Source organism: Salinicola sp. CR57 (genome assembly GCF_003206585.1).
GTDB classification, from domain to species: Bacteria; Pseudomonadota; Gammaproteobacteria; order Pseudomonadales; family Halomonadaceae; genus Salinicola; species Salinicola lusitanus.
Map to the genome: position 1 here is coordinate 24,634 of NZ_PZJL01000011.1, position 24,624 is coordinate 49,257.

The following is a 24,624-nucleotide window of genomic DNA, read 5'->3' on the forward strand; positions in this document are numbered from 1 at the left end:
GGTCGCGAGCCGTTCATGAACCCATCCACGCTCATCGGCATCATCGCCAGCGCACTGCTGCTGGCGACCGTCGTGCTATTCACCGCTCAGGCCCCGAGCAGTTTCTTCAACTTGCCGGGGCTCGCGATCGTGCTCACCGGCACGCTGGCGGCCAGCTTCATCAGCTACCCGCTTCGGGAGATGCAGCGGCTGTGCCGCCAGATCGCCGTCGTGTTTCGACGCGAGCCCCAGGCCAGCGAGCTGGAGAGCGACCTCGAGCAGTTGATCGAAATGTCGCGCCACTGGAGCCGTGGCAATATCCGCGCCATCGAAGGCGCACTGGAGAGCACCACCAACCCCTTCCTGCGGACCGGCATACAGATGGTGATCGCCAACACCCGGGAGGAGGAGATCCGTGAAATGCTGCGCTGGCGCATGGTGCGGGTGAAGGCCAAGGAGCGCACCGAGGCGCAGATCCTGCGAACCATGGCGGTCTATGCGCCGGCATTCGGGATGCTGGGCACGCTGGTCGGACTGATCAACATGCTCGAGGTGATCCAGGCCGGCGACCTGGCGGTGATCGGCCCACGCCTGGCGGTGGCACTGATGTCGACCTTCTACGGCATTCTGCTGGCCAACCTGTTGTTCAAGCCGATCGCGGTCAAGCTCGAACGCCGCACCGAGGCCCGGCTGATGGCCATGACGCTGCTTCTCGAAGGGATCATGATGGTCAGCAAGCGTCGTCTGCCGGCGTTCATCGAGGAGGCGCTGAACACCTACCGTGCCGAACATCGCGACGAGATGCGCGACGCGCGACGCCCGCAGCCCGCCGACGCCGCGGCCGAATCCGCATGAGCCTGGCCGCAATCTCCCCCGGCGGCCCCTTCTCCGACCCGCTGTTCGACGACGGCCCCTTCGACGACGCCGGCCGCAGCAGCGAGAGCGACTCCTGGCTGATGAGCTATCTCGACATGCTCATGCTGCTGATCACCTTCTTCGTGCTGATGCTGGCGCTCTACGGCGGCCAGCTCGTCGATCGCGACCTCGAGACGTCCGCGGTCACGGCCCTGCCGCTGCACGTGCCGGCGGTTCGCCCCCCGGCGCCTCTCCCCGCCGCGACCGTCGGCGACTTCTATCGCCCACCGCGACAGCTCGCCCCGGCGCCGCTGGCAAGTGATGTCGGCTTCTATTCGCCCGGCCCGGTCGCGGTCCCAGAAGAAAGGGTGGCCGAGGCACCGATGGTGTTCAGCGTGCCGCTGTTCGACCTGCCCGACGCCACGCCCGCAGCCGCACTGCCGCAGATCGACGGCGTCGAGGTCACCGCGATTCCCCACGGATTCAACCTGCGGATCCAGGATCACCTGCTCTTCGACAGCAGCGCCGTGGGGCTCAGCGACAGCGGCCGACAACTGGTCGAACGGCTGATTCCGACACTGCAGGCTTTCAACGGCACCATCTCGGTCGAAGGCCATACCGACAGCGTCCCGATCTCGACCCCGCGCTTCCCCTCCAACTGGGAGCTCTCGGCGGCGCGGGCCTCGGCGGTGGTGCGCGTGCTGCGGTTGGCCGGCATCGACGGCGATCGGCTACGAGCGATCGGCTACGCCTCGACCCACCCTCTGGCCAGCAACCACACCCCCACCGGTCGCGCCAGCAATCGCCGCGTGGAGCTGGTGCTTCAGGAATCGAACTCGCCGACGCCGTGACGACTGCCCCGGATCGCGGCGCCGCGAGCGCCGCCCCGCGCAGGAATGCCATCGGCCATCCCTGCCGATCCTGAATTCACTTGTGGGAAGGAAGCTGCGACAATCCGCCCCGTCGAGAGACGTATGCACGGGAAGCGGGTGAGAACCCCGCACTGCCCCCGCAACGGTAATCGCGTTGGGAATGTTGCATTTCCCTGGATACCACCGGGATGCGCCATCGAGCCATCCAGCCACTGTGATCCACCGGATATCGATTCGAAAGCGTTCGTGTCAAGGGAACGTCCGGGGTCATGGGAAGGCGTGTGTATCGGATGACCCGAGGGTCACCCCGCGAGAGTCCGGAGACCGGCGCGTTTCTCCTCACTGGTTGATGCGGAGGGCTCATCCAGTGACGACCCCACCTGCCCGAGGGCTCCGACGCCTGGGGCGGGTCTCGTCACGTCCGTCCTCCCATTGCGTTCTCGTCAGGATTCAGCCCCATCGGCCTCGCCCCACCAGCGGCGGTAGTCGATGGCGCCACGCAGTTGGGGATCACATCACATGCGTTACAAGAAAAGCGCCGTTACCTCGGGCGTAGCGCTCGCGGTGGCCATGGCCACGCTGCCGGCCCATGCCCAGCAGGTCTCGGCCCGACAGCAGCAGCTCGACGACGTCCAGGTCACCGCCAATCGCCTGCCGCAATCGCAGGCCGACGTGCTGGCCAGCACCACCATCATCGACCGCGCCGAGATCGAGCGCAGCCAGGCCGACAGCGTGATCGAACTGCTGCAGGGTCGCGCCGGCATCGAACTCACCCAGAGTGGGCCGGCAGGAACTGTTTCCAGCCTATTCATGCGCGGCACGAATTCGAATCACACGCTCGTACTGGTCGATGGCGTCAGAATCAACTCGGCAGCCTCTTCCAATGGAGCGACCAGCCTCGAATTTCTCGATCCGGCGACCATTGAGCGTATCGAGATCGTGCGCGGCCCACGAGCAGCCGCCTACGGGGCCGATGCCATCGGTGGTGTCATCCAGATTTTCACTCGTCAAGGTGGCGAAGGCACCCATGGTGAGCTGAACCTGCGAGCGGGCGAGAACAGTCTCGGCAAGCAGAGCGCCCACCTGTCGACAGGCAATACGGATACGCGCTTGAATGCAACGCTCTTTCACCGCGATGGCGATGGGTTCAATGCCACCGAAGCCGATACCAGCGGCGAAAGAGATGGCTACCAAGCCAGAGGCGCCCAGGTCGGCCTGTCGCATCGGTTCAGCGATACCGTCGATGGCAGTGTCCAAGCTCTGCGTCAGGACTTCGACAGTGAGTACGACAGCTTCGGCGCGAGTGACTACACCAGCGAGGGCTATCAACAGAACTTCAGCGGCGACTTGAATATCGCCTTGGAGCCGACCTGGAACATGCAGCTGACAGCCGGTCATTTCGATGAACGACGCGATGATCGCAATGCCGGAATTCGTCAGACCCTGGCCAAGACGAAGCGTGACGAACTGGGCCTGCAGCACACCTTCATCCACGATAACGGCGTCGAGAGCCTGGGTATCGACTATCGCCACGATGCTATCGACTACGACAGCACATTTGACACGATCGATCGCGATAGCCGCGACAATTATGGCGTTTACGGTTTGATTCAGCGTCAATACGGCCGCCACCAGTTGAGCGGCTCGCTGCGATACGATGACGACTCCCTCTTCGGTGACGAAACGACCGGCAACGTGGCCTACGCCTATCAGCTCACCGCTTACCAGCAGCTAGGGGCGAGCTATGGCACGGCCTACAAGGCGCCCACGCTCTACCAGCTCTACAGCGCCTATGGCAATACCGACCTCGATGCCGAGAAGTCCAAAAGCACTGAGCTCTTCTGGGCCTACGATCGCGATGGCTGGCGCGCCCGGGTCAGCGTATTCGAAAACCGTATCGATGACCTACTTAACACCGAGCTCGGCTCGGACGGTCTCTACCGCTACTACAATGTCGACGAAGCCCGAGTTCGCGGTGTAGAACTCTCGGGCGGCTGGACCTCTGGCGGCCTGACGTTAAGCGCGGCGCTAACCCGGCAAGATCCTGAAAATCGTGAAACCGGCGATCAGCTAGCAAGACGAGCCGAACTTTACGGTCGTATCGATGCCGACTACAGCTATCAGGCCGTCAGTGTCGGGATGACGCTTCGCGGATCCCAGGAGCGTCCCGACAGCGACTACAGCGATACCATCAACGCTGGCTACGGCGTGGTCGACCTGCGCACCGCCTGGCAGGTCACGCCGACCGTCGAACTGTCAGCCAAGCTGGAAAACGCCTTCGACAAGGATTATCAGCTGGTGGATGGCTACAACACCCAGGACCGCTATCTCGAAGGTGGCGTGAAGCTCAGCTTCTGACTGCCTTTCACATCCAGCGGCGCCGACTCCCCGGCGCCGCTGCCTCTTCCCTCTTCCCTCTTCCCTCTTCCCTCTTCCCTCTTCCCTCTTCCCTCTTCCCTCTTCCCTCTTGAAACAGCTTCTCCCTCTTCGCGCCCGGTGATACTGTATATATAAACAGTCACCACAGGAGTCGCTGGCATGACGTCTCCCTCCAGGCCCATGAAAGGCCGCGGCGCGACCTACAACCCCGACAACCGTTTTCAGCCGACCCACAGCACCCGTGAAGACGACGGCTGGTGGCAGGAGGAGCTGCCGCCGCGAATCGCTACCCAGGTCCAGTTCGAGGCGCCTCGCACGGCGCTCTCCTGGAATCAATCGCCGGATCTGGGGTTCGATCGCTCGCTCAACCCCTATCGCGGCTGCGAGCACGGCTGTATCTACTGCTACGCCCGGCCCAGCCACGCCTATTGGGATCTCTCTCCCGGCATCGATTTCGAGACCCGGCTGATCGCCAAGTCCGGCATGGTGGACCGGCTGCGCGAGGAGCTGTGCAAGCCCGGTTACGTCTGCCGCCCCATCAATCTCTCCGGCAACACCGACTGCTACCAGCCGATCGAGGCCCAGCATGGGACGACGCGCTCGCTGCTCGAGCTGCTGCTGGCGTGTCGCCACCCGGTCACGCTGGTGACCAAAAGCGCGCTCGTTCTGCGCGACCGTGAACTGCTGGCCGAGATGGCGCGCCAGCGTCTGGTCAGGGTCTTCGTCAGTCTGACCTCGCTCGACAATGAGTTGAAACGCACCCTGGAGCCGCGTACCGCCTCTCCGGCGGCGCGCATCAAGGTCATCCGGGAGCTGCACCAGGCGGGAATACCGGTCGGCGTGCTGGTGGCGCCGGTCATTCCTGCCATCAACGATAACGAGATCGAGACCCTTCTGGCCCGGGCCGCCGACGCCGGCGCCCGAACCACCAACTGGACGCTGCTGCGCCTGCCGCGCGAGGTGTCGCCGCTGTTCGAGGCCTGGCTAGAGGAGCACTACCCGGAGCGTGCGGGCAAGGTGATGAGCCTGATCCGCCAGTCCCGCGGTGGCCACGCCAACGACAGTCGCTTCGGCCATCGCATGCGTGGCGAGGGCCTGTTCGTGGACATGATCGGTCAGCGCTTCCGCCGCGCGGCCAAGCGGTTAGGGATGGGTCGACGGGCGGACATGGGTCTCGATACCACCCGCTTCCGCGCGCCTCACGCCCAGCAGGACCTGTTCGGCTGATTCTCGGGAACCGGCCAGCACCTGCCGACGACGTTCCATGGTAGGAATGTCATTGTCGCGTTTATCGCTTAAGCTTCCGTTAAGTCTGTCCCGCGACCATGGCGGCACGCCGCTCGCGCGCTCCGCGACACGATTCAACCGCGCCAGACCGAACCGCTTGGGCCATCAGTCCAGAGAGGCGGGTTTCATCCATTGCCCAGGCCATCGGTCAACTCGCCAGGAAATTGCCATCAATGCATTCATCCCTTCGCTCTCCCCTGCTCTCGATCCTGATCCCGGCCAAGGACGAGGCCGGCAATCTGCCAAGCCTGCTCGATGAGATCGAGCAGGCACTGGCGGATATCGATCACGAAGTCATCGTGGTCGACGACGCCTCGACCGACGGCACCTGGGATCTGTTGGAACGTCGGGCCGCGCGGAACCCTCGCCTGCGCCCGATGCGTCACGCCCGGAGTGCGGGGCAGAGCACCTCGGTCTGGCAGGCGGCCAGGGCCGCACGAGGTGTCTGGCTCGGCACGCTCGATGGCGACGGCCAGAATGACCCGGCCGATCTCCCCAGGCTGTTCGAACGCGCCCGGCGCGGGGATGTTGCGCTGGTCTCGGGACACCGCACCAATCGCCGTGACGACTGGATCAAGCGCCTGTCCTCCAAGGTGGCCAATCGCGTGCGCTCGGCGCTGCTGAACGACGCCACGCCGGATACCGGCTGCGGGCTGAAGGTGGTGCACCGTGATGCCTTCGTGTCACTCCCCTACTTTGACCACATGCACCGCTTTCTGCCGGCGCTGATCCGCGCCCAGGGCGGCCAGTGCGTCTCCGTTCCGGTCAACCACCGCCCTCGGGGGACCGGAACGTCGCACTACGGGCTCAACAATCGCCTGTGGGTCGGGCTGGTGGATATGGTCGGCGTCATGTGGTTGCGCCGCCGTAGCCGGCTGCCCGCGGCGTGCCTCGAGCTGACGGGCACGATGACGGCGCCGGGTGACGCGGCCGATCACCGGCACCCCGACGGTGAGGAGGCGACATCATGAGCCAAGAGTGGATATGGGTGATCATCGGCTTTATCGGCCAGACCCTGTTTTCGGCCCGTTTCATCATTCAGTGGCTCGCCAGCGAGCGCGCCAGGCGCAGCATCATTCCCGTCGCCTTCTGGTTCTTCAGCATCGGCGGCGGTGCCACCCTGCTGGCCTACGCGATCTACCGTCGCGACCCGGTGTTCATCGCCGGTCAGGGTGCCGGTCTGGTCATCTACGTTCGCAATCTGATGCTGATCCGGCGGGAGAAGCACCAGGCTAGCGTCCCGGAAACCCCCTCGAATTCCTGAACGAGATCTCGCTCATGCGGCGCTTCCTGTCCGATCCCTCACAGGCCCACTATCGGCGCGCCTGGCTGCTGTTGCTGCTGTTCACCACCGTGCTGCTGGGCATCGGTATCGGCCTGCGGGACCCCTGGCCGGCCGACGAACCGCGTTTCGCCCTCAACGCGCTGGAGATGTTGCGCACCGGCCAGTTCTGGTTTCCCCATCGCGGTGGCGAACTCTATCCCGACAAACCGCCGGTGTTCATGTGGGCGTCGGCGCTGAGCATCTGGCTGACCGGCTCCGTGCGCTGGGGATTCTTGATCCCCACCACGCTCGCGGGTATCGGCACCCTGCTGCTGACGGTCGATCTGTGTCGCCGCCTGTACGGCCGTCGCATCGCGCTGATGTCGGGGCTGGCGCTGCTGAGCGCGTTCCAGTTCGTGCTGCAGGCCAAGACCGCACAGATCGACATGATGCTGACCTTCTGTACCACGCTCGCCACCTATGGCCTGCTCCGCCACGCCCTGCTGGGCCCGGCCCGGCGCTGGTGGCTGGTGGGCTGGGCAGCGATGGGGCTGGGCATCATCACCAAAGGTGTCGGCATCCTGCCACTGACGCTGCTTCCGGCCTGGCTATGGCTGGCCTACTCCAGGCGTGCTCGGGGACGAATCGCCCCCATTACGCTCAAGGCTGCCCTCCAGGGGGTGGCCGTCATGGTGGCCTGCATCGCGGCCTGGGCCGTGCCGATGATCGTGATGGCGACCTGGGGAGACGATCCCTCGCTGGCAGCCTACCGAGACAACATTCTGTTCAAGCAGACCGGCCAGCGGTATGCCGACTCCTGGACCCACCTCGAACCCTGGTATTACTACCTGGTCAGCGTGCTGCCCTGGGCATGGATGCCATTGGTCCTGGCCTTTCCGTGGGCACTCCCCGCCTGGTGGCGTCGGCTGCGACGCTCCGATCCGCGAATCCTGCTGCCGCTCAGTTCGGTGATACTGATCGTGACCTTCTTTTCCCTCTCGCCCGGCAAGCGCGGCGTCTACATGCTGCCGACCTTGCCGTTGCTGGTATTGGCGATGGCACCGCTGCTGCCGGGGCTCGTCACCCGAAAGGGCCTGCAGTGGCTGGGTTTCGGCCTGCTGGCATTGCTGGGCGGGCTGCTGCTGGCCGCGGGCATTCTCGGCGCTGCCGGTCTGCCCGCGCTGACCAAGGTCGCCGAGCGTCACGCCGTCTCCCCGTGGGCCTGGTGGATCGTGATCGGCGCCATCGCCGTGGGGCTGCTAGTCGCCCTGCGGCCTCGCCGCGGACTCTGGGCACTGGCCAGTTGGCTGGTGGTGTTCTGGGTGAGCTGGTCGACCTGGGGCTACGCGCTGCAGGATCATGCGCGCTCGCCGCGTGACATGATGGCGCAGGTGCGGTCGATCACTGGCGCCGACGCCTGGTTGGCCATGCCGGACTTCGACGAGGAATTCCTGCTCCAGTCCCGCCAGCCCAGCATCCAGTTCGGCGACCGCACCCCCGCCAGCGCCCAGTTCCGGCGGGCGTTCGCCTGGCTGCAGCAGGATCGAAGCCGCTGGATGTTCGCGATGCAGCGCCAGGCCGAGGATTACGACTGCATCGACCGGGACCAGATTCATGACCTGGGCATTCAGAACGGCGACGACTGGTGGCTCATCCCGGCAACCGCCGTCGATCGGTGCCAGGGCGACGCCAACGCAGCACCGGTGTTCGTGGCACCCACCACGCTGCCGGATCACACCGGCAGCGCGCCCAGGGTCTGACGACAACGGGTTTCTCGCCCCAGGGAGGGCTCCACTGGGATCCGGGCACCTTGCGAGGCGTTGAATCTGGCGCCCCGAAACCGGGGCCAGACTCATGGCTCGAGGCAGGGACTCAGGCCACGGTATCCAACCAGTCGAGCCGCACCCTCAGTCCGCCGTCGTCGCGGTTGGCGAGAGACAGGCTCAGACGCTGGCGCTCGGCGATCTCGACGGCGATCGACAGCCCCAGACCGCTGCCGCTGATGCGCTGGTCGGAAGCCCGCTGGAAGCGTTGGGTCACGGCTTCCAGCATCGATTCGGGGATTCCCGGCCCGGAGTCTTCGATGCTCAACCACGGTCGCTGGCCGTCGATCCCCACGGTAACGACGACCCGCCCTCCCGGCGGGGTGTAACGCAGCGCGTTGTCCATCAGGTTGCGGATCAGGATCCCCAGCTCGGTGGCGTTGCCCATCACGGTGACGGGCTTGCCCTCGATGATTTCCAGCGCCTGTTGCTGCGACTCGGCCAGCGGCCATAGATCGGCAGCCAGATCCATGACCAGCGCCGGTAACGCGACCGGTTCGGGAGCCGGTCGCGGCTGATCGATATCGAGCCGGGCCAGCAGCAGTAGCTGTTCGACCACTCGCTGCAACCGCTCGATGCCGTTGTAGGCCTTGTCCAGCGCACTGGGCTCACCGAAGCGGGCGTTGTCCAGATGAATCTTCATCGCGGCCAGTGGCGTGCGCAGCTCGTGGGCGGCATCGGCGGTGAAGCGGCGTTCGCGCTCCAGCGTCTGCCCGAGTCGATCGATGAAGTCATTGAGCGCGCCACGCAGGGTCTGCAACTCCCTAGGTACCGCCACCCGGATCGGGCTGAGGTCTTTTTCGTCCCGTGATCTGACCTGGCGCGACAGATGATCGATGGGCCCCAGACCACGTCGGATCAGCCGCGCGATCAGCCAGATCAGAACAGGCAATGCCAGCAGTAACGGCACGAAATTGCCCAGCGCGACCTTGTTGGAGAGCTCGTCCTGAAAAGACTCTCTCAAACCGACGCTGATCCAGCGACCACCGTCTACCGGCATGCTGAAGACCCGCCACCGGTGCCCCTCGTAGGTGACCCAGCGATGTCCGGTCTTACGTGGGGGAGGAAATCCCTCGTCATTTTCGCCCCAGCGGGAACCCAGCAGGATGGGGTGAAGCTCGTCGTCCCAGAAGCCCACTGACAGCATCCGCTCCTCGTGATCGTAAAGCTTCGGATCGGTATCCGGAGAAAGCTGCGGCTCGGCCTGGCCATACCAGTGGGCGAAATGGCCCGGCTGAGAGAGCTGCTCCGCGATGGCGGCATAGGCTTGCGGCGTGGTGTCGGTATCGACGAGCCCCGACACCACGCGCGCCTGCAGGCTCAACTGGGCGTCGAATATCTCTTCCATCTCATGACGGGTGATCAGGTAGGCGGCGGTCACGGCCAGGGCCATGACCAGAAGTAGAACACCAGCGAGGGTAAAATTGAGATAGCGGCGAATCGATGTCATGCCACGCGGCTATCCAGGCGATAACCGATCCCTCTGACGGTGGTGATCAGGTGCTTGTCGAGCTTGCGCCGCAAGTGATGGACATGGACTTCGAGCGCGTTGGAGCCGACCTCCTCGCCCCAGCCATAGAGCAGGCTTTCCAGCTTGGGCCGGGACATCACCTTGTCGCTGTTTCTGGCCAGTTCCAGCAGCAACGCGAACTCACGGCGCCCGAGGGTGATCGTGTCGCCTCGCCAACTGACCACATGCTGCGACTCATCGATCGTCAACTGTCCAATCGAGAGCAGTTGGGTCGAACGCCCCTCGGCGCGCCGGGTCACTACCCGCATCCGCGCCAGCAGCTCCTGCAGATCGAACGGCTTGAGGACGTAGTCGTCGGCCCCCGCATCCAGCCCCTGGATGCGCTGTTCGACGGCGTCGCGTGCGGTCAGGATCAGGACTGGGATCGAATGCTGCCGACGCATCTCCTTCAATACCATCAACCCATCGATATCCGGCAGCCCCAGGTCGAGAATGACCAGCGAGAACGGTTCGACGCGCACCGCTTCCAGTGCGTCGCGACCTTTCAGCAGCCAATCGACGACGTAGCCCTCTCGGATCAGGGCAGTGCGGATGCCGTCACCCAGCAAGGGGTCATCTTCCACCAACAATACGCGCATTGCGGTTTCCGTCTTGGTTTACCCGTGGAGATCCAGGGGATCTCGCTCTTCTTCCATATTGAGGCACACCTGGCTTAACGATTTCTTATCACATCCTGCCTCGATATTCCTGTGGGTGGGCTACCCGGCCGGATGCCGACCGTCTTGCCTGCCGGATAATGTTTCGTTAAGCCAGCGGCGCCAAAGTGGCCTCTCAAAGCCACCTCGGGACGTCATCGCGTGATCAGCATCCAGAAATTTTCGCCCTTATCGTACACGCTACGGTTGCAGGCCAGGCATCGAGACGCCCTCGTCATCCTCGTGCTGTGGGCGATGTCGCTGGCCTGCGCGCTGTTCAGGCCATTGATGCCGATCGACGAGACGCGTTACGTCTCGGTGGCCTGGGAGATGTGGCACAACCACTCGTTCTGGCTGCCGCTCATGAATGGCGAAGCCTACGCCGACAAGCCTCCGCTGCTGTTCTGGCTGATCCAGTCAGGCTGGACGCTGTTCGGCGTCAATGACTGGTGGCCCAAGTCGATCTCGCCGCTGGCCTCGCTGATCGCGATGATCCATCTCTATCGAATCGCACGCCGACTGGGGTACGCCGGTAGTCAGGCGCGCCTGGCGCCGATGGTGCTTGGCGCCATGCTGATGTGGAATCTCTACGCTGGCGCATTGATGTTCGACGTACTGCTGAGTGCCTGCCTGCTGGGCGCCATCTCGCCATTGATAGCGGGTCAGTTCACCTCACGCAAGGCCATCATCAGTGGACTGTGGCTAGGCTTGGCGCTGCTGGCCAAGGGGCCGGCGGCCTTCGTGACGCTGGCGCCGATTCTGCTGTCGATTCCGCTCTGGCGCGCCTCTCCGTTGGGCGGGCCCGGCCGGCGGCGCCTGGCCTTCGCCTTGGTGCTCGGGATCTCGATGCTATTGGCCTGGGCGCTATCCGCCGCCTGGCTGGGCGGTGCCGCTTACGCCAAGGACCTGCTCTGGGGTCAGAGTGTCGACCGCCTGCAGCACGCCATGGCCCATGCGCGCCCGGCGTGGTGGTACCTGCCGTGGCTGCCATTGCTGACCTTCCCGTGGTCGCTGTGGCCCGCCGGGTGGCCACGCCTCCCACGGCAGCGCCATCAGCGACTGGCCTGGATCTGGCTGATCGCACCGTTACTGGTCTTCTCGTTGATCAGCGGCAAGCAGATCCACTATCTGATGCCGCTGCTGCCTGCACTGGCGCTGCTGGTCATGGACCGCCTGGGTCAGGTCGCCCCGGACAAGCCATTCCGCCTACGGTCGGCGGCAACGGCGATGATGCTGCTGGGCGTGGCGGCGCTCGGCCTGGCGGGGTTCGGCCGCGCCGAGGTCGTCGGCTCGATGATTTCGCCTTTCGGCGCACTGGTGCTGCTCGCGTTCGCCGCCATCGTATGGCGGCAACGCTGGCGAAGCAGCGCCCAGGCTACCCGCGGCCTCGCGCTGGGCACGGCTGTCGCCACGCTGATAACGGCTCAGCTGGTGCTGGCCCCGCTCTGGAGCCACTACGACATCGGCGCGCCGAGCAGGCTGTTGGCCAGGCTCGAAGCCAGCGGTGTTCCCGTCGCCTTCAATGGCGACAACTATCAGGCCACCTTCCAGTTTGCCGGACGCCTGGAAAGGCCACTGGTCACGCTTTCCGGCAATCCCGCAGACCTCTGCCGGTTCGGGCAACAGTCTCCAACCGGCTGGATCGTGGGTCGAGATCGCGACCTGGGCCCGCTGATCGCCCAGGATGGCGCCGCCCACGTATTCGACTATCGTGGCGGAAAGCTGGACATCGTGCCTGTCACTGCGCTGTCATTTAGTCCCCGACGACCCGCTTGCGACTGGTAGAATTCGGTCGCGGCTCACCGGCCCGAGCGGTGAAGATTCTTTCAATACAGGAACCAGCATGAAAATTCTCGTCACCGGCGCGGCCGGATTCATCGGCTTTCACCTTGCCGACCGCCTCGCTCGCGAGGGCCACAGCGTCGTCGCGCTGGACAATCTCAACGACTACTACGCCGTGTCGCTCAAGCAGGCGCGCAGGGAACGATTGACGGGCATTCCCTTCCATCGCATGGATATCGCGGACCTCGAATCGCTGGAGACGCTTTTCGCACGCGAACGCTTCACCCATGTCGTCAATCTCGCGGCGCAGGCCGGGGTACGCCACTCCGTGGAGCATCCCCACGAGTACGGTCGCAGCAATCTGACGGGATTTCTCAACCTGCTCGACGTGTGCAAGCGACACGACATCGAACATCTTCTCTACGCCTCCTCCAGCTCGGTCTACGGGCGCCAGAAGACGCTGCCCTTCCGGGAAACCGACCCGGTGGACCAGCCCGCGTCGATCTACGCCGCCACCAAGCGCGCCAACGAGATGATGGCCTACAGCTACGCCGACCTTCACCGGCTGCCCGCCACCGGGATGCGATTCTTCACGGTCTATGGCCCGTGGGGACGCCCGGACATGGCACCTTGCCTGTTCGCGTCGAGCCTGTTGCGGGGAGAGCCTATCGAGATCTTCAATCACGGTCGCATGGCAAGGGACTTTACCTATATCGACGACGTGGTCGAATGCATCGTGCGGCTGCTGCCTCATGCACCACACCCCGATGCTGACCGGCCCGCGCCCCACGAAATCTACAACCTGGGCCGCGGCAAGCCGGTCGCCCTGCTCGACTTCGTCGACACGCTGGAAAAGCGTCTGGGAGTTGATGCCACGAGACATTTCAAGCAGATGCAGCCGGGTGATGTCGAGCGAACCTGGGCGGATACTCACAAGTTGCGATCGGTCATCGACTACACCCCTCGAGTCTCCCTCGAGGAAGGAATCGACCAGTTCGTCACCTGGCTGCTCGACTACCGCGAGCTGATGCTGGATGCCATGGCCGCTTGATAGCCGTCACCACCGCAAGTTCGGTGGTCGTCGAACGGGAAGCGTTGGCGTAGCATCTGGCACAACTCCCCGAACGACGAGTCCAAGCATGCCGTTGAGCAAGACCCGAACCAGTTTCTATCGCCGCCTCTACGTCGCCCACCTGATCGATGCCGGCCTCGCCGCCAGCGTTCCGGCCATCGTCGAGCTCAGTGGCATGCCGCGCCGCACGGCCCAGGACACCCTGGCGGCGCTCGCGGAACTCGATATCCGCTGCGAGTTCGAGCAGTCCCGCGGCGAACGCCACCAGATCGGCCGCTACGTGATCCGTGACTGGGGCCCCATTTCCTCGACTTGGGTGAACGACCATGTCGAGCAGATCGCCAGTGCCCTGGGCTATCCGCTGCCCAGGCCCTGAGTTCGCCACGCCGCCGCCCTCCCGACCATCAGCAACCGGAGTCGCCCATGAGCGATCGCCAGCAGCGTCATCAGCAAGCCATGCAGAAGCTCAAATCCCATGTCGACGAGAAGGTCGCCGCCGCTACCGAGCAGCGCGGCCTGCTGCTGGTCTTCACCGGCAACGGCAAGGGCAAGACCACGGCGGCGTGGGGCACGGTGACCCGGGCGCTGGGCTACGGTTACCGTATCGGCGTGATCCAGTTCATCAAGGGACTTTGGGAGTGCGGCGAACGCGAGCGGCTGATCGAGGACTCCCATCTCGAGGTCCACGTCATGGCGACGGGTTTCACCTGGGATACCCAGAACCGCGCCAGCGATACCGCCGCCTGCCTCGAGGTCTGGCGCGAAGCCGAGCGGCTGCTCGCCGACCCCGAGGTCTATCTGGTGGTACTCGACGAGATCACCTACATGCTCAAGTTCGGCTATCTCGACATCGACACGGTCAAGCGCGCCATCGCCAATCGCCCACCGGAGCAGAGCGTCATCGTCACCGGGCGCAACGCCCATCGCGAGCTGGTCGAAATGGCGGACACGGTCACCGACATGCACGACACCAAGCACGCCTTCGATGCGGGAGTGCAGGCGCGCCGCGGCATCGACTACTGAGAAAAGCGATCTCCGCCCAATGCCCTGCACACCTCTCGCACCGCCTGGATCATGCGCGGCCCGGGGCGGCTGATCGTATCCGGGTCCAGGGTGTACAACGCGCCGTTACGCACCGCCGGCAGCTCGTCATGGCCGGTCCAGAACGCTTTCCAGCGGTCGTCGGCACCGGCTGCCAGGATGATCTCCGGCTGCGCTTCGAGCAGCGATTCCCAGCCAATCTGCGGCACCAGCACCGAGGCCTCTTCGAACAGCGGTACGCCACCGCAGTGACGAATGACCTGAGTCACGATCTGCCCGCCGGCCAGCGTGGTCAATGGCGACTGCCCCAACTGGTAGAAGACCCGCGGTGCCGGCGACAACGTCTGTGAACTGCGTCTCAGCCCGTCCTCGAACCGCGAGGCGGCCTGTTCTCCGGCAGCGTCGTGCCCCGTCAGTCGGCCGATATCGCGCAGATCGCCGGCGATCTGTTCGAGGCGCCGCGGTTCGCTGCGGTAGACGGGGATGCCCAGCCGGTCCAGTTGCTCGACCAGCGATGCCGGGGTGCCACTGCCCCAGGACAGCACCAGATCCGGCTGCTTGGCGACGATCGCTTCGAGGGGAATGCCACGGTAGCTGCCGACCCGGTCGATCTCTCTCGCCGCCGATGGATAGTCGCTGCCCTCGATGACGCCGATCAGTTGGCCGCCGGCACCCACGGCGTAACTCATCTCCACCAGATGCGGCGCCAGCGCCACGATCCGCTGGGCGGGTCGGGCCAGCGCGACGGTACGTCCGCTGTCGTCCACGACGCTGATGGCATCGCTCGCCGCCGGCGCATGCAGCGGCAACAACAGCGCGCCGATGACAGCGAGCGCCGGCCACCACCGGAAGCACGACATCGCGGCGTGCCGCAATGGGGAAAGAGAGCGCATCATCGGTTCTGCGAGTTGGGCTGAAGGTGTCGGCGAGCATAGCATGGGAACCGAATGACGCCGGAGGCGTCTATGCAGCGCCCACATCTTGCACGACATCCGTTTTTCGATAGAGGAAGTTCCATGTCTCGAGACGCTCTGTTCAATCGTTCGGCCCACACTCACACCTCATCCCGCCGCAGTCGCCTGGCCCGTCACCTGGGCCTGGGGCTCGCCGGGATGATGGCGACCGTGGCATTGGCCACGCCGGCGCTCGCCGACAAGACGCCACACCAGCTCCATGTCCAGGCCAATGCCACGATCGATGTCGCGCCGGATCAGGCAACGCTGAATGCGCGGTTGTGGGAGCTGACGCCGGCCCAGGTTCAGGGAGAAGAGTCCTCGGGCGACAGTGACGCCATCAAGACCGCGCGTGACCGGCTGGAGAGCCGCACCGGCGAGTTGATCCGTACCCTGGAGAGTGCCGGCATCGACAGCCAGCAGATCCGTGCCGGCTCCCTCAGCGTGCGCCCGGATATCGTCCAGACCGGCAGCCGGGGCGACGGCGACTCGCCGTCGAAGGTGCGCACCCGGATCGAGCGGTCGGTGTCGTTGACGCTGAACGACCTCGACCGGCTGCCACGGGTGCTCGATGCCCTGACCACCGCTGGCGTCGACTCCCTCGACGGTGTCAGCTACGGCCTGCAGGACAGCAACGCGGCCGACGACCGTGCCCTCAAGCAGGCGCTGGAGCGCGCGCGCCAGAAGGCCGAGATGATGGCCGACACCCTGAATGTCGACCTGGGCGACGTCGTCAATATCGAGGAGACCACGGCGCCCCGCTATCAACCGCAGATGATGATGCGCGCCGCCGAGGCCGACAGCGCCAGCTCGGCCGAATATCGCAGCGGCGAGATCAGTATCGACGCCGGCGTCAGCGTGACCTGGGAAATCGACGACTGACGATGTCGGGCGGGCCGCAAGGCTCGCCCATGGCGTGACACCAGGCTCACGCCCGACGTGTCAGGCGAGCGAGGGCTACCTCCGCCAGCACCGCCAGCACCAGCACCATTGCCAGCCAACGCCAGTCGAAACCTGAGTTCAGCACCCCCAGAGCATCCAGGAACACCATCACGATCGCCACCGGACAGACGTAGCGGACGGTGAACCGCCACAGGGCGTAGAGGGCCGATGGCAGCCCCAACTCCTCCTCGAGGCTCTCTCGACGTAGCACGAAGCCGGCCAGCAGCGCCGTCCCCAGGCCGCCCAGCGGCATCAGGAATCGCGAGGTCAGGAAATCCAGCCAGTCGAAGAAGTGGCGCCCCGCCAGCTTCCAGTCCGCCCCGACATTGAATGACAGCATCGCCAGCGTGCTCACGATCCACAGCAGGATGCCGACGCCCCAGGCCGCCCTGACCCGCGACAGACCATGACTTTCGTTCAGCCACGCGACCGTGGCTTCGATCATCGAGATGGCGGAGGTCAGCGCGGCCACGGTCAGCATCAAAAAGAAGATCGTCTCGATCACCCCGCCCAGCGGCATCTGCTGGAATGCCAGCGGCAGGCTCATGAAGATGAGACCAGGACCGGAAGCCGGGTCCATGCCGTTGGCGAAGATCACGGGAAAGATCGCCAACCCAGCCATCAGTGCCACCAGCGTGTCGCAGAGAGCGACCACCAGCGTGGTGCGGCCGATGGATTGATCCGCCGGCAGGTAGGCGCCGTAGGTGAGAATCGCGCCGGAGGCCAGCGACAGGGTGAAGAAGGCGTGCCCCATTGCCGCCAGAATGGCCTGCCCGGTGAGCTTGCCGGGGTCGAAGGCGAACAGGAACTGCACGCCGGCACCGAAGCTGCCGGAGAAGACCGCGTACACGATCATCACCACCAGCATGACCACCAGCCCAGGCATCATCCAGCGCACACTGCGCTCGATGCCCGCCTGGACACCCAGCCCGACGATCGCCATCGTCGCCACGGTGACGAGCGTACTCCAGAAGCCGAGATTCCACGGGTTGGCGTTGTTGGCACCGAAGATGGCCGCCATGCCCTCGACGCTGTCGGCCGTCAGGCCGCCGCTGAGCGACTTCCACAGATAGGAGACGGCCCAGCCGGCAACCACGACGTAGAACGACAGGATCATGAAACCGCACAGCATCGCCATCCAGCCAAGTCCCGACCACAGGCCGCTGCGCCCGGACTCCCGCACCACCCGCCGGATCGCATCCACCGGGCTGCCCCGGCCTCTGCGTCCCAGCGCGATCTCGGTCATCATCACCGGCACGCCGATGGCCGCGATACAGACCAGGTAGACCATGACGAAGGCGCCGCCACCGTATTCGCCGGTCATGTACGGGAATTTCCAGATATTGCCCAGGCCCACGGACGAGCCAGTCGCCGCCAGGACGAAGCCCCAGCGTCCCAGCCACAGGTTCTTGGGTCGTGCGATTGCGGTCATGCTTCCTCTTTCGTTCCAGTGGACGGCCTGAATGGGCCAGCCCGTATCGAAGCCGGGTGCGGCGCAAGGCGTCGCCCGATGGCGGACGATGCGGCGGAGGATTGTAGCGTCGGCGCATGACATGCGCGACCGGGTCGTGATTGTTAGGATGCCGGGGCTTGTGCAAAGCTTGGCCCACAGCGATGATCCCGCCCACTCGCCGGTCGGCATTACCGGCATCGATCGACAAGGAGATTCCGATGTCCCGGCACTTCGCCATTCTGGGGTTGGGCTACTTCGGCAGCACCGTTGCACGCGAACTGAAACGTCATCAGAACCAGGTGCTAGGGGTCGACGCCGACGAGACGCGGGTCGACGCGCTGTCGGACATACTCGATCATGCGGTGATCGCCGACCTCACCGACGAGAAGGCGCTCGGCGAGCTCTCCCTGGACGCCTACGATGTCGTGGTGATCGATGTCGACGACAATGTCGAGGCCAGCGTCACCTGCACGCTCCACGTCAAGGAGCTGGGCGCCAAGGAGATCTGGGCCAAGGCGCACTCCGATGCCCACTACAAGTTGCTCAAGCGGCTGGGCGCCGATCGGGTCGTCTACCCGGAATACGACGTCGGCGTGCGGGTCGCGGAGAGCCTCAACTATCACGCCATGGTCGACTTCATCCGGCTGGGCGAGCGCCAGTTCATCGTCGAGATCGAGACCACCGACCGCTTGGTAGAGAACTGCGCCAGCGTCGCCAACCTGTCGATCGACCCCGAGGCGCTGTTCCTGGTCGCGATCAAGCGGGGCGAAGAGGTGATTCGCAATCCGGATGACGACACGCCACTCCGCTCCGGCGACAGCCTGATCCTGATGGGCGACCTGCAAGCGCTGCGCGAAATCGGCAAGCAGATATGAGCGGGTCGTCTTCATCCGCCGACCGAGACGGTCTCGAGGCGCTCGCCAATTGCCCCAATGGGGATGCTGGAGCTCGCACGTGAGACGTTGGCAACGACTCAAGCAGCCCTTCCGCCGCGCCCCGCACGGCGGTGTGATCAGGCTCTCGCCGCCGGAAATACTGCTGCTCGGGTTCGCCCTGCTTTGCGCCGCCGGCGCCTTGCTGCTGTGGCTTCCCGGCAGTGCGACGCATCCCCTGGCCTGGCACGAGGCCCTGTTCACGGCGACTTCCGCGGTCACCGTCACCGGTCTCAGCGTGATCGACGTGGGCAAGGACCTGACATTCATCGGCCAACTGGTGGTCCTGGTCCTGATCCAGGTCGGCGGCCTGGGCTTCATGACCTTCGCCGCGCTGACGGTGCTGCTGCTGGGCACGCGACTACCGCTGAGCCAGCAGAACCTGGTCCGCGAGGCGCTGGGGGAGATCGCCTTCAGCGACATCCGCGACCTGGTCAAGCTGGTGATCGCCTTCGCCTTCATCACCGAGACCATCGGCACGCTGCTGCTGGCCTGCCACTGGGTGCCGGAACAGGGGCTGGCGATGGGCCTGTGGCACAGCCTCTTCCACGCCGTCTCGGCGTTCAACAACGCCGGCTTCTCGACCTTTTCCGACAGCCTGATCCAGGAGGTCGGCAACCCGCTCGTCAATGCCACGGTGACGTTGATGTTCATCGTCGGCGGCTTGGGTTTCGTGGTCGTCAGCGATCTCTATCGTCATCGTCGCTGGTCGCGCCTGGCGATGCAGACCAAGGTCGTCCTGCTGGCCACGTTCTGGCTCAACGTGATCGCCACCGCGATCCTGCTCGGCCTGGAGTGGTCCAACCCGGGCACCCTGGGCGGTCTGGAAGATGGCTTCGCCAAGCTGCAGGCAGCCTGGTTCCAGGCCGTCACCCCGCGTACGGCCGGCTTCAACACCTTGGAGACCGGTGCGTTGACCGACGCCTCGACACTGCTGGTGATGGTGCTGATGTTCATCGGCGCCGGCTCCAGTTCCACCGCCAGCGGCATCAAGATCACCACCTTCGTGGTACTGCTGCTGACGGCCCGCGCGTTCTACCGCAATACCGAACACCCGACGGCCTTCGGCCGTTCGATCCCCCAGGAGACGGTGATCAAGGCAATCACGGTGGCGCTGGCCGGGGTGCTGCTGGTAGTGCTGACGCTGTTCGGGCTCACCATCACCGACGGCGAGCAGTCGTTTCTCGACCTGGCGTTCGAGACCGTATCTGCCTTCGGCACCGTGGGACTCTCCCGGGGCATCACCAGCGATCTCTCGCTGCCGGGACAGTTCCTGCTGGGGCTGACCATGCTGCTGGGCCGTGTGGGCCCGCTCTCCGTCGGCTACTTCCTGGCGACGCGGCAGGCAAGGGGCGTGCGCTACGCCAGGGGCGAAATTCAGATTGGCTAGCCCCTGTTCACAGCGTACGGGTCGCGAGCTGCCAGGCGACCAGCAGCATGATCGCACCGACGGCGATATCGATGCCCTGCCACCATCGCGGGTCCTGAAGTCTGGGCGACAGCCAGTGGGCCATTCCGACCAGGCCGAAGAACCAGACCAGCGACGCCAGCGAGGCGCCGGCCACGAACCCGGCCGGACTCGGCTGCTGGCCACCGATGATGCCTAGCATCACCACCGTGTCCAGATAGACATGGGGATTGAGCAGCGTGACCGCCAGGGTGGCCAGGATCACCGGCCTTGCTGCCATCGCGGGGAGGCCGTTCGCGGTCGCTGCCACCTCCAGGTGCCGGGGGCGCATTGCACGACGGCACGCTATCGACGCCTGCCACACGAGCCAGCCGACGCCACCCCACCGAGCCAATTGCAGCGCGGTAGCGCTCGAGGTGATCAGCGGTGCGAGGCCCGCCACCCCGGCGGCTACCAGCGCCAAGTCGCAACAGGCGCAGATCCCGGCCACCAGCCAGCCGTGTTCGCGACGTAGCCCCTGCCTCAGAACGAACGCATTCTGCGCCCCGATGGCCACGATCAGCGTGAAGCCGATCAGCAACCCCTGGATGATGGACGTGATCATGGCGGTGTCTCGTATGACGGCGTGAAAGCACGGGGATTCGCATCATGCGGCGACATCGGCTATTAATAAAAATGAATCAGCTAATGAGGCATTAGAAAACTTGATGCTGGATTACAAACTCCTCGAAGCGCTCTCTGCCATCGTCGATCAAGGTGGCTTCGATCGTGGCGCCCAACAGCTCAACCTGACCCAATCGGCAGTTTCCCAACGCATCAAGCTGCTGGAAGCGCGTCTGGGCCAGCCGGTGGTCGTTCGCACGCCGCGCCTGCTGCCGACCCCGCTGGGCCAGCGACTCCTCAATCACGCCCAACAGGTGCGACTGCTGGAGCATGACCTGCTCGATCGAATTCCGGCGCTGGGCGAGGGAACGCAACGGCTCAGGCTAGCGATCAACGCCGACAGTCTCGCAACCTGGTGGGCACCGACCCTCGGCGATTTCTGCCATCGTCGCGGAGTGCTGCTGGACCTGGTGGTGGACGATCAGGAGGTGGCGCTGCGCCGCATGCGCGATGGCGAGGTGGCCGGCTGCATCTGTGCAACCGCGCGGCCGGTCCAGGGTGCACGGTCCCGCGCCCTCGGCGCCATGCGCTATCGCGTCATGGCCAGCCCCGGATTCGCCGAGCGTCATTTCGCGGAAGGCATCTCCCAGCAGGCGCTGGAGCGGGCGCCAGCGATTCTCTACGGACCGGAAGATCGTCTGCATCAGCGCTATCTCGACCTGCACGGGTTCAAGGATCCGTTTCCGCACCACCTCTGCCCATCGTCGGAAGGCGTGCTGCACATGGCTCTCGCCGGTATCGGCTATGCCATGATTCCCGAGTGCCAGGGCAGCGACGGGCTATCTAGCGGCGACCTGGTCGATCTCGACCCGCAACGCCCGTTGGATGTGCCGCTCTACTGGCACTTCTGGCGTCACGGCGGCGAGCTGCTCGATGCCCTGACCGCGCACCTGCTGTCCGCCGGCGATACGTGGCTGAGAGCGCCGGAAGCGACGCCGACTGCCTCGGCCTGATCGGCAACGCGTCGCATAAAGGCGACATTTTCCCGGCCATAGAAAGACTTACGTCATTCACGGACTTGCGAATGGCGGCCCAGATTCTAAACTGAAATGATCATCCGGCATTGCAGTGCATCATGGCGAGCCGATGGAACACCGTGACACAAGGAGTAGTGACATGAGCAAGAAGACGATGGCAACGACACCGACCTGGATGGCCTTGGTCGGCCTGCTGGCGCTGGGCACTCTCGCGGGTTGCGCCAGCGACAGCAGCTCGATCGAGAAAGAGGCGACTCGCTATGTCGTGACCGGGCTGGGCGACGATCAGGACGAGGCGATGAGCAACGCCAAGGAGCGCGCCCTAGAACAGTGCGAGGCGCAGGACTACGACAAGTTCGTGATCGTGAAACAGCAGACGATGGGGCCCGGCGAGGAGTCGAGCAAGGCCGCCAGCACCGATCAGCAACTCGAGGGTGCGACGGTAGACGAGGATACCGAACTCCAGGCCGCTACCCAGGAAGGCGATGGCTATAAGGTGACCTGGACCATCCGCTGCGGCTGATCCCCTCTCGCCGGCCGTCACGGCCGGCGACTACCCTCCTGGCCTTGACCATCCGTCGACGCGGTCAAGGCTCCATTCTAAAAAACCGCCAGCAAGGGAGAGACCGGGCCGTTCCGAACGTGGTTCGGTGGGCCGGTTCTGACGCGACAAGGGTGAGCGTAGGCGTTCTTCAGACGGCGTAATTGTCAGGTAGCGCTAGCGGCGCAGCGCCTCGACACTTTCGACCTTGTCGTCCATGCGTTGCTCGCGATCCGTCCGCGTCCCCATCTTCAACGTCGTGGTGATACGCGGCGCTCCCATCGCATGAACCCCTTCGTGGCACGCCTTGACCACTGTCATCACCTCGTCCCATGGCCCCTCGATGTTGGTGCCATAGGCGTGCATCCGGTGATGGAGACCGGACGCCTCGATGATTCGCTGACACTCCGCCACATGGGTCGACACCGAGACCCCGACCCCCAGCGGCACGACGCATAGATCGACGATGACGTGCATGATTTCGCTCCTCTGATCGATTTTTCCGTTGCGCGATACTGTGCCGTTCGCATCCCGACCCCGCCGGTGGGTGGATTCGACCGGGGCCGATCCAGTGTATCGATGCAACGGATCCTCTGTAAAAAGCGCAATCCGGTCTGGACTATCGTGACAATAGCGCTAGGCTTATTGACGGCAAAGACGTTAGCACGCAATGTAAATACGGCTAATACCACCAGGCTGGGCTGTGTCTGAAACGTCGGCGAACACGGCGGCTTCGGGTACCGCATGGCCAGTAGGGAACAGGGACCGTGGCGCACCACGCCTCCGCCGCCATAGCTTGATCCTTCGGACCGTTTCAAGCGAGTGGAAAATGACCGAAAAAACGCGTCAGCGCGGTCGAATCCGCAAGTCACATGGTTATTTTTCGTCGTTCGAACGAAACGATGTTTTCAGGCGGCCGGGGGACGCATTGCGCCCCTTGCTAGGAAACAATATGACCAGTAATACGCCTATCGCCCCCGTCGCGTTGCCCGATACCCGCGCCCGCCAGACCCTCGCAAGAATGCTCGAGGGCTCCGGCGTCACCCTCAACGGCAATCAACCCTGGGATATCCGCGTCCACCACCCCGATCTCTTCTCGAGAGTCATCCGCCAGGGTTCCATCGGCTTCGGCGAGGCCTACATGGATGGCTGGTGGGAGTGCGATCGTATCGACGAGATGATTCATCGCCTGCTGCGCCACGGCCTCGGCAGCATCGCGCATACCACCGCCGAGCGCATCGTCTACAAACTGCAGTCGAGCCTGATGAACCTGCAGAGCAAGGCAAGGGCCTATATCGTCGGCAAGGAGCACTACGACTTCGGCAACGATCTTTTCACTCGCATGCTGGACGAGACGCTCTGCTACTCCTGCGGCTACTGGAAGGAAGCCCGAACGCTGCACGAGGCCCAAGTCGCCAAGCTCGATCTCGCCTGCCGCAAGCTCGATCTCGAGCCCGGCATGCGGGTGCTCGACATCGGCTGCGGCTGGGCCAGCTTCGCCGAGCACGCCGCCCGCCAGTACGGCGTCGAAGTCACCGGTATCACAATCTCCGAGGAGCAGGCAAAGCTGGGCCGTGAGCGCTGCGCCGGGCTGCCGGTAGAGATATTGCTCGAGGATTATCGCGAGCTCAGCGGCGAATTCGACCGTATCGTGTCGATCGGCATGTTCGAACACGTCGGTCAGCGCAATTACGCCACCTACTTCGATACCGTCAAACGGCTGTTGAAGCCCGGTGGCCTGTTCGTGTTGCACACGATCGGCTCCAACACCAACGATGTCAGCGTCGACCCCTGGATCAACAAGTACATCTTCCCCAACGGCATCCTGCCTTCGGTCCAGCAAGTCGCCGACGCCAGCGAAGGCAAGTTGGTGATGGAGGACTGGCAGAACTTCGGTGCCGACTACGACACCACGCTGATGGCGTGGCAGGAGAATCTGCTCGCCCACTGGCACGAGATCGCCGACAACTACGGGGAGCGGGTCAAGCGGATGTTCCTCTACTATCTCGGCTCCTGCGCCGGCGCCTTCCGGGCGCGGGATCTCCAGCTCTGGCAGGTGGTCTACTCCAACGGTCGCGGCGGACGTTACGACTCGCCGCGCTGATCTGGACCACGAGCGACGAAGAGTGTTGAAGGCTGCAACTCACGTGAGAGAAAAAGGGCCTGCCACAGCGGCAAGCCCTTTTTCTTTACCTTACTTCATCGCCGCGAGTGTCATGAGACTGGGCCATTTTC

Annotated in this window: 24 protein-coding genes and 1 riboswitch; of the genes, 17 read left to right on the top strand and 7 right to left on the bottom strand. The window is 64.5% G+C overall.

Annotated elements, in window-relative coordinates:
• Positions 1-15 precede the first annotated feature (15 nt).
• From DOM56_RS15500 to DOM56_RS15510, 3 genes are all read left to right on the top strand, one after another.
• Entirely contained in the window at positions 16-834 is an 819-nt protein-coding gene (locus DOM56_RS15500) for a MotA/TolQ/ExbB proton channel family protein (RefSeq protein ID WP_110601073.1), read from the top strand.
• Positions 831-1,685, top strand: a complete 855-nt coding sequence (locus DOM56_RS19965) for a flagellar motor protein MotB (protein ID WP_110709978.1) — start codon at positions 831-833, stop codon at positions 1,683-1,685. The genes DOM56_RS15500 and DOM56_RS19965 overlap by 4 nt, the downstream gene beginning before the upstream one ends.
• Positions 1,686-1,772: 87 nt before the next feature.
• Positions 1,773-2,054: riboswitch (cobalamin riboswitch) on the top strand.
• 171 nt (positions 2,055-2,225) lie between these two features.
• Positions 2,226-4,064, top strand: coding sequence for a TonB-dependent receptor (locus DOM56_RS15510; protein ID WP_198655812.1), 1,839 nt, complete (start codon positions 2,226-2,228; stop codon positions 4,062-4,064).
• Here DOM56_RS15510 and DOM56_RS19970 read toward each other — a convergent pair.
• Positions 4,031-4,246 (bottom strand): hypothetical protein, encoded by a 216-nt coding sequence (locus DOM56_RS19970; protein ID WP_232822329.1) that lies wholly within the window; start codon positions 4,244-4,246, stop codon positions 4,031-4,033. The two genes, DOM56_RS15510 and DOM56_RS19970, sit on opposite strands and share 34 nt — an antisense overlap.
• Here DOM56_RS19970 and DOM56_RS15515 point away from each other — a divergent pair.
• The 4 genes from DOM56_RS15515 to DOM56_RS15530 all read left to right on the top strand — a co-directional run bounded on the left by DOM56_RS15515 (position 4,245) and on the right by DOM56_RS15530 (position 8,396).
• Positions 4,245-5,312: a PA0069 family radical SAM protein gene (locus tag DOM56_RS15515; protein ID WP_110709980.1), complete on the top strand. Its 1,068-nt coding sequence runs from the start codon at positions 4,245-4,247 to the stop codon at positions 5,310-5,312. The two genes, DOM56_RS19970 and DOM56_RS15515, sit on opposite strands and share 2 nt — an antisense overlap.
• Before the next feature lie 233 nt (positions 5,313-5,545).
• Positions 5,546-6,343, top strand: coding sequence for a glycosyltransferase family 2 protein (locus tag DOM56_RS15520; RefSeq protein WP_110709981.1), 798 nt, complete (start codon positions 5,546-5,548; stop codon positions 6,341-6,343).
• On the top strand, positions 6,340-6,636 hold the full coding sequence (locus DOM56_RS15525; RefSeq protein WP_110601067.1) for a lipid-A-disaccharide synthase N-terminal domain-containing protein: 297 nt from the start codon (positions 6,340-6,342) through the stop codon (positions 6,634-6,636). Before DOM56_RS15520 ends, DOM56_RS15525 begins: the two co-directional genes overlap by 4 nt.
• A 14-nt stretch (positions 6,637-6,650) precedes the next feature.
• Positions 6,651-8,396, top strand: coding sequence for a glycosyltransferase family 39 protein (locus DOM56_RS15530; RefSeq protein ID WP_110709982.1), 1,746 nt, complete (start codon positions 6,651-6,653; stop codon positions 8,394-8,396).
• Between the two features lie 112 nt (positions 8,397-8,508).
• On the opposite strand, the gene DOM56_RS15535 is transcribed toward DOM56_RS15530, so the two are convergent.
• Together DOM56_RS15535 and DOM56_RS15540 are read right to left on the bottom strand one after the other, a co-directional pair.
• Positions 8,509-9,909, bottom strand: a complete 1,401-nt coding sequence (locus DOM56_RS15535) for an ATP-binding protein (RefSeq protein ID WP_110709983.1) — start codon at positions 9,907-9,909, stop codon at positions 8,509-8,511.
• Complete coding sequence (locus tag DOM56_RS15540; protein ID WP_110709984.1) at positions 9,906-10,568, bottom strand: response regulator transcription factor; 663 nt, start codon at positions 10,566-10,568, stop codon at positions 9,906-9,908. Before DOM56_RS15540 ends, DOM56_RS15535 begins: the two co-directional genes overlap by 4 nt.
• A gap of 219 nt (positions 10,569-10,787) precedes the next feature.
• Between DOM56_RS15540 and DOM56_RS15545 the strand changes: the two genes are divergently transcribed.
• The 4 genes from DOM56_RS15545 (at position 10,788) to cobO (ending at position 14,502) form a co-directional block, all read left to right on the top strand.
• Entirely contained in the window at positions 10,788-12,410 is a 1,623-nt protein-coding gene (locus DOM56_RS15545) for a glycosyltransferase family 39 protein (RefSeq protein WP_157958253.1), read from the top strand.
• Positions 12,411-12,468: 58 nt separating this feature from the next.
• Positions 12,469-13,458 (top strand): SDR family NAD(P)-dependent oxidoreductase, encoded by a 990-nt coding sequence (locus DOM56_RS15550; RefSeq protein WP_110709986.1) that lies wholly within the window; start codon positions 12,469-12,471, stop codon positions 13,456-13,458.
• A gap of 88 nt (positions 13,459-13,546) precedes the next feature.
• Complete coding sequence (locus tag DOM56_RS15555; RefSeq protein WP_110709987.1) at positions 13,547-13,855, top strand: winged helix-turn-helix domain-containing protein; 309 nt, start codon at positions 13,547-13,549, stop codon at positions 13,853-13,855.
• Between the two features lie 47 nt (positions 13,856-13,902).
• On the top strand, positions 13,903-14,502 hold the full coding sequence (cobO, locus tag DOM56_RS15560) for a cob(I)yrinic acid a,c-diamide adenosyltransferase (protein ID WP_110709988.1): 600 nt from the start codon (positions 13,903-13,905) through the stop codon (positions 14,500-14,502).
• On the opposite strand, the gene DOM56_RS15565 is transcribed toward cobO, so the two are convergent.
• Positions 14,496-15,413 carry a cobalamin-binding protein gene (locus DOM56_RS15565; RefSeq protein ID WP_157958254.1) on the bottom strand — a complete coding sequence of 306 codons (918 nt, stop codon included), beginning with the start codon at positions 15,411-15,413 and terminating at the stop codon, positions 14,496-14,498. The genes cobO and DOM56_RS15565 overlap by 7 nt on opposite strands.
• Before the next feature lie 123 nt (positions 15,414-15,536).
• Here DOM56_RS15565 and DOM56_RS15570 point away from each other — a divergent pair, with 123 nt between their 5' ends.
• Positions 15,537-16,355 carry an SIMPL domain-containing protein gene (locus tag DOM56_RS15570; protein ID WP_110709990.1) on the top strand — a complete coding sequence of 273 codons (819 nt, stop codon included), beginning with the start codon at positions 15,537-15,539 and terminating at the stop codon, positions 16,353-16,355.
• 46 nt (positions 16,356-16,401) lie between these two features.
• Here DOM56_RS15570 and DOM56_RS15575 read toward each other — a convergent pair whose 3' ends face one another.
• Positions 16,402-17,847, bottom strand: a complete 1,446-nt coding sequence (locus tag DOM56_RS15575; RefSeq protein ID WP_110709991.1) for a sodium-dependent transporter — start codon at positions 17,845-17,847, stop codon at positions 16,402-16,404.
• 239 nt (positions 17,848-18,086) lie between these two features.
• On the opposite strand from DOM56_RS15575, the gene DOM56_RS15580 reads away from it, so the two are divergent.
• Complete coding sequence (locus DOM56_RS15580; protein ID WP_198655813.1) at positions 18,087-18,743, top strand: TrkA family potassium uptake protein; 657 nt, start codon at positions 18,087-18,089, stop codon at positions 18,741-18,743.
• 79 nt (positions 18,744-18,822) lie between these two features.
• Complete coding sequence (locus tag DOM56_RS15585; RefSeq protein ID WP_110709993.1) at positions 18,823-20,190, top strand: TrkH family potassium uptake protein; 1,368 nt, start codon at positions 18,823-18,825, stop codon at positions 20,188-20,190.
• A 7-nt stretch (positions 20,191-20,197) separates the two neighbouring features.
• Here DOM56_RS15585 and DOM56_RS15590 read toward each other — a convergent pair whose 3' ends face one another.
• Positions 20,198-20,812, bottom strand: a complete 615-nt coding sequence (locus DOM56_RS15590; RefSeq protein ID WP_110709994.1) for a LysE/ArgO family amino acid transporter — start codon at positions 20,810-20,812, stop codon at positions 20,198-20,200.
• Between the two features lie 103 nt (positions 20,813-20,915).
• Here DOM56_RS15590 and DOM56_RS15595 point away from each other — a divergent pair, with 103 nt between their 5' ends.
• Complete coding sequence (locus DOM56_RS15595; RefSeq protein ID WP_110709995.1) at positions 20,916-21,824, top strand: LysR family transcriptional regulator ArgP; 909 nt, start codon at positions 20,916-20,918, stop codon at positions 21,822-21,824.
• Positions 21,825-21,987: 163 nt separating this feature from the next.
• The gene (locus tag DOM56_RS15600; protein ID WP_110709996.1) at positions 21,988-22,371 is read left to right on the top strand and encodes a hypothetical protein; all 384 of its coding nucleotides are present in this window, start codon (positions 21,988-21,990) and stop codon (positions 22,369-22,371) included.
• 195 nt (positions 22,372-22,566) lie between these two features.
• Here the strand turns inward: DOM56_RS15600 and DOM56_RS15605 are convergent, their stop codons facing one another.
• The gene (locus DOM56_RS15605) at positions 22,567-22,866 is read right to left on the bottom strand and encodes an MTH1187 family thiamine-binding protein (RefSeq protein ID WP_110709997.1); all 300 of its coding nucleotides are present in this window, start codon (positions 22,864-22,866) and stop codon (positions 22,567-22,569) included.
• A 475-nt stretch (positions 22,867-23,341) separates the two neighbouring features.
• Between DOM56_RS15605 and cfa the strand changes: the two genes are divergently transcribed.
• On the top strand, positions 23,342-24,493 hold the full coding sequence (cfa, locus tag DOM56_RS15610; RefSeq protein ID WP_110709998.1) for a cyclopropane fatty acyl phospholipid synthase: 1,152 nt from the start codon (positions 23,342-23,344) through the stop codon (positions 24,491-24,493).
• Positions 24,494-24,624: the final 131 nt, after the last annotated feature.

What these genes read in the sequence shown, in the direction of transcription:
- DOM56_RS15565 (WP_157958254.1), bottom strand. Translation starts at nt 15,413, where the DNA reads ATGCGCTCTCTTTCCCCATTGCGGCACGCCGCGATGTCGTGCTTCCGG.
- DOM56_RS15550 (WP_110709986.1), top strand. Translation starts at nt 12,469, where the DNA reads ATGAAAATTCTCGTCACCGGCGCGGCCGGATTCATCGGCTTTCACCTT.
- DOM56_RS15575 (WP_110709991.1), bottom strand. Translation starts at nt 17,847, where the DNA reads ATGACCGCAATCGCACGACCCAAGAACCTGTGGCTGGGACGCTGGGGC.
- DOM56_RS15595 (WP_110709995.1), top strand. Translation starts at nt 20,916, where the DNA reads ATGCTGGATTACAAACTCCTCGAAGCGCTCTCTGCCATCGTCGATCAA.
- DOM56_RS15570 (WP_110709990.1), top strand. Translation starts at nt 15,537, where the DNA reads ATGTCTCGAGACGCTCTGTTCAATCGTTCGGCCCACACTCACACCTCA.
- DOM56_RS15540 (WP_110709984.1), bottom strand. Translation starts at nt 10,568, where the DNA reads ATGCGCGTATTGTTGGTGGAAGATGACCCCTTGCTGGGTGACGGCATC.
- DOM56_RS15510 (WP_198655812.1), top strand. Translation starts at nt 2,226, where the DNA reads ATGCGTTACAAGAAAAGCGCCGTTACCTCGGGCGTAGCGCTCGCGGTG.
- DOM56_RS15515 (WP_110709980.1), top strand. Translation starts at nt 4,245, where the DNA reads ATGACGTCTCCCTCCAGGCCCATGAAAGGCCGCGGCGCGACCTACAAC.
- DOM56_RS15520 (WP_110709981.1), top strand. Translation starts at nt 5,546, where the DNA reads ATGCATTCATCCCTTCGCTCTCCCCTGCTCTCGATCCTGATCCCGGCC.
- DOM56_RS15580 (WP_198655813.1), top strand. Translation starts at nt 18,087, where the DNA reads ATGTCCCGGCACTTCGCCATTCTGGGGTTGGGCTACTTCGGCAGCACC.
- DOM56_RS15600 (WP_110709996.1), top strand. Translation starts at nt 21,988, where the DNA reads ATGAGCAAGAAGACGATGGCAACGACACCGACCTGGATGGCCTTGGTC.
- DOM56_RS15525 (WP_110601067.1), top strand. Translation starts at nt 6,340, where the DNA reads ATGAGCCAAGAGTGGATATGGGTGATCATCGGCTTTATCGGCCAGACC.
- DOM56_RS15555 (WP_110709987.1), top strand. Translation starts at nt 13,547, where the DNA reads ATGCCGTTGAGCAAGACCCGAACCAGTTTCTATCGCCGCCTCTACGTC.
- DOM56_RS15535 (WP_110709983.1), bottom strand. Translation starts at nt 9,909, where the DNA reads ATGACATCGATTCGCCGCTATCTCAATTTTACCCTCGCTGGTGTTCTA.
- DOM56_RS15605 (WP_110709997.1), bottom strand. Translation starts at nt 22,866, where the DNA reads ATGCACGTCATCGTCGATCTATGCGTCGTGCCGCTGGGGGTCGGGGTC.
- DOM56_RS19965 (WP_110709978.1), top strand. Translation starts at nt 831, where the DNA reads ATGAGCCTGGCCGCAATCTCCCCCGGCGGCCCCTTCTCCGACCCGCTG.
- DOM56_RS15530 (WP_110709982.1), top strand. Translation starts at nt 6,651, where the DNA reads ATGCGGCGCTTCCTGTCCGATCCCTCACAGGCCCACTATCGGCGCGCC.
- cobO (WP_110709988.1), top strand. Translation starts at nt 13,903, where the DNA reads ATGAGCGATCGCCAGCAGCGTCATCAGCAAGCCATGCAGAAGCTCAAA.
- cfa (WP_110709998.1), top strand. Translation starts at nt 23,342, where the DNA reads ATGACCAGTAATACGCCTATCGCCCCCGTCGCGTTGCCCGATACCCGC.
- DOM56_RS15500 (WP_110601073.1), top strand. Translation starts at nt 16, where the DNA reads ATGAACCCATCCACGCTCATCGGCATCATCGCCAGCGCACTGCTGCTG.
- DOM56_RS19970 (WP_232822329.1), bottom strand. Translation starts at nt 4,246, where the DNA reads ATGCCAGCGACTCCTGTGGTGACTGTTTATATATACAGTATCACCGGG.
- DOM56_RS15590 (WP_110709994.1), bottom strand. Translation starts at nt 20,812, where the DNA reads ATGATCACGTCCATCATCCAGGGGTTGCTGATCGGCTTCACGCTGATC.